This window comes from Neisseria sp. 83E34 (assembly GCF_001308015.1).
In the GTDB taxonomy this organism is placed as follows: domain Bacteria; phylum Pseudomonadota; class Gammaproteobacteria; order Burkholderiales; family Neisseriaceae; genus Neisseria.
In genome coordinates this window covers 1-3,026 of the sequence record NZ_LGYH01000022.1, presented here as the reverse complement: position 1 = coordinate 3,026, position 3,026 = coordinate 1, and the positions used below count along the sequence as shown (strand labels likewise).

The following is a 3,026-nucleotide window of genomic DNA, read 5'->3' as shown; positions in this document are numbered from 1 at the left end:
GACCCAAGAAGAGAATGCCCGAAACGGCCTGATAGCCACCGACTGGCGCGACCCGCAGTACGATATGCTGTTCCAGCCGGTTACCAACAGCATCCGTTACCATTACGACTTCAACGGCAACCGCACCACCACCGTATTGCCCGACGGCAGACAAATCAACTACCTGTATTACGGCAGCGGCCACCTGCACCAAATCAACCTCGACGGCGAAGTCATCACGGACATCGAACGCGATAAGCTGCACCGCGAAATCCAAAGGACACAGGGAGCCTTGACCAGCCGCTACGAACTGGATCCGCTGGGCCGTCTGAAAGCCCAAATCGCCCAACTCAACGGCCTGTCTGAAAACGGCAAAGCAGCCGTAGGAGCGGGTTACATACCCGCCCGCATGCACGGCCAAACCGCGGTCAAACGCAGCTACGGCTACGACAAAACCGGCAACCTGCTCCACAGCAGCGACCAGCGGACGGGTACCACGCATTTCGAGTACGACAAACTGGGCAGAATCACCCAAGCGGGCGACGAACGGTTTGCCTTCGACCCGGCACACAATATCCTGTCCACCAACGGCCAAACCGTTTCAGACGGCCTCAACGCCGTTACCGACAACCGCATCAAATACTACAACGGCATCAGCTATTATTACGACGAACTCGGCAATCTGATTCACAGAGAACTGCCAAACGGCGAAGTGCAGAACTATTTCTACGATTTGCACGACCAACTGGTTAAGGTGGAAATCTTTAAGAAAGACAGCACGAAAGAGACTTGGGTTTACCGCTACGATGCTTTGGGCAGACGGGTAAGCAAAGGCCGTCTGAAAATGGAGAATGCTAACGAAGTTTCAGACAGGCATTCAACAGACCATGCCTGTCTGAATACACCGAACAGCAAAGATATTTTAGACAGCGAAATTGCCTTCCTTTGGGACGGCAGCCATCTGTTACAGGAACATAATTCAGACGGCCTCTATACCTATATTTACACCGACCAAGATTCTTACGAACCGTTGGCGCAAATCCATAACTACACAAACACGGAAAGCGAAAGCAGACAGGAAACCAACTACTTCCATTGCGACCAAATCGGCATACCAAGAGAAATGACCGATAAAGACGGCAATCTGCTTTGGTTTGGGGATTATTACGGTTGGGGTAAGCTGAAGAGCGAGACCAACGTAACAGAAACCGCCCATCAGCCGTTCAGGTTACAGAATCAGTATTGTGATGAAGAGACGGGGCTGCATTACAACTTCTTTAGATACTATGAATCTGATGCTGGTAGGTTTATTAATCAAGATCCAATTAAATTGAAAGGTGGAAATAATTTCTATATCTTTGCACCTAATATTGGTTCTTGGATTGATATTTTAGGCTGGGTTAGAAAAGATAAAGACGGAAAACCGTTTTATGGGGTTGAAGGATATATTGAATGTAATAATGGAAAAACATATCATGGTCTAAGCACAAGAGCTAAGAAAAATAGGCCAGGTGCAGAAAATAATAAAGCTAGAGGAGCGACTAATCAAGCAGTTGCTGACTTATATAGAAAAAGAGGAGATCCTAGCTATTCCCAAAACGGAAAATGTGCAGAGGCGGGGGCGCTAAGTAAATTAGCAGATGAAAACAACCTAACAGATGAAGACCAACTCGCTAAGTACATCCAAACACACGAATGCAAATTTTCTGCTTACAAGATAAGAGACCCTGACGCTGATGATTATACAGGGGATAAATATGATCCTTGCCCATGTTGTAGCCTTGTAATTAAATTCCTTCAAACGGCAAGCATAAAGTAACAGTTATATTGTAATATTAAAATAGAAATCGAAAATCTCAATAAGATTATCTTTTAAAACTGAAATTTAATTTTGAAGAAAATATAAATGAACCATCTAAATCAACATAAAGGACAAAAATGATTGATAAATCAAAAAAAAATATAGAAACAGATCTAAATAATAGAGAAGACTATTTTGTTGAAAACAAAATAGTAGATGAATTACTTTTTTTCGATAAGTATCCATATTCTAAATTTTTAGAAATTAGCTTCAAATTTACCGAAAGCAAAGTTATTCCTCTAAGTTCTAATGCAAAAGAGCTACAAGAGGATCTGTACTATGCCAAACTATTCATAGAAGGAAAATTAAAAAAATCAGAGCTATACCAAAGACATAAAAAATCTGGATATCGACTAAAAAATTTGAGAGATATTGAATATAGAATTCAGAAATTTATATTAATATTTCTCGAATGGAATTTCCTCTGTGACGTTATAGAGGAATGTCAACAAAATGACCATGTAGGCATATTCTTTGAGTTACTGTATGAAATAAAAGAAGGGCTGTGCACTAATTTCCTTAACTTCTTAATCGAAAATTTACATGATAAAATGTAGGAAATTCTAGCGTTGTTTACACTTTCCGTTTTTTGCATGCAGACCCATTTTGGGATTTTTGAGGGTTGTCAAGAATGCCGAAAGGCACGGCGAAGCCGCATCGTTCTTGAGAATACTCAAAAATCACGAAACCATCATTCCTGCAAAAAACAAAAGCTGTTTGGTATAAAAAGTGTAAATAACCCGACCTTTTCCAACAGATAAAACTCTCTAAAATTAATTTAAGACTCTACCGTTAAAAATATAGATAAGAGTTTTGTTGTTCTAATACAGAACAAACCTTAGCAAGCTGTAACCTGTACAGCATCCTTATTTAATTTTAATGTATAGGGTGCGTGCCAACAGCACGCACGTGTTTTTTACCTATTAACCTTAATCCACACGAAACCCCATCATGGCCGTCAACAAAATCGCCCGCAAAAGCAGCAAGTTCCGCGTGGTGTTTATGGTACCCGACTTCTGTTGGCCGCCCCCGCCCGCTCCGCCGCAAGTGCCGCCCATCCCCTTCCCGCTGTTCGCCGATTTGGGCGGCGCTAAAAACGTTACCAAAGACGTTAAAATCAACCGCAAACCCGCCTTCGTCTTCAAAGCCAGTAAAACCAACCGCACCTACGGCGACGAAATCGCCC

3 protein-coding genes are annotated in these 3,026 nt (G+C 42.5%); all 3 read left to right on the top strand.

The genetic code is table 11. From position 1 onward, the window contains the following. On the top strand, positions 1-1,798 hold a 1,798-nt coding region (locus AKG09_RS11405), incomplete at its 5' end, for an RHS repeat-associated core domain-containing protein (RefSeq protein WP_231623945.1). Between the two features lie 119 nt (positions 1,799-1,917). Beyond that, complete coding sequence (locus AKG09_RS11400) at positions 1,918-2,397, top strand: hypothetical protein (protein ID WP_054619546.1); 480 nt, start codon at positions 1,918-1,920, stop codon at positions 2,395-2,397. Positions 2,398-2,791: 394 nt separating this feature from the next. Continuing rightward, on the top strand, positions 2,792-3,026 hold a 235-nt coding region (locus AKG09_RS11395; RefSeq protein WP_156320850.1), incomplete at its 3' end, for a PAAR-like domain-containing protein.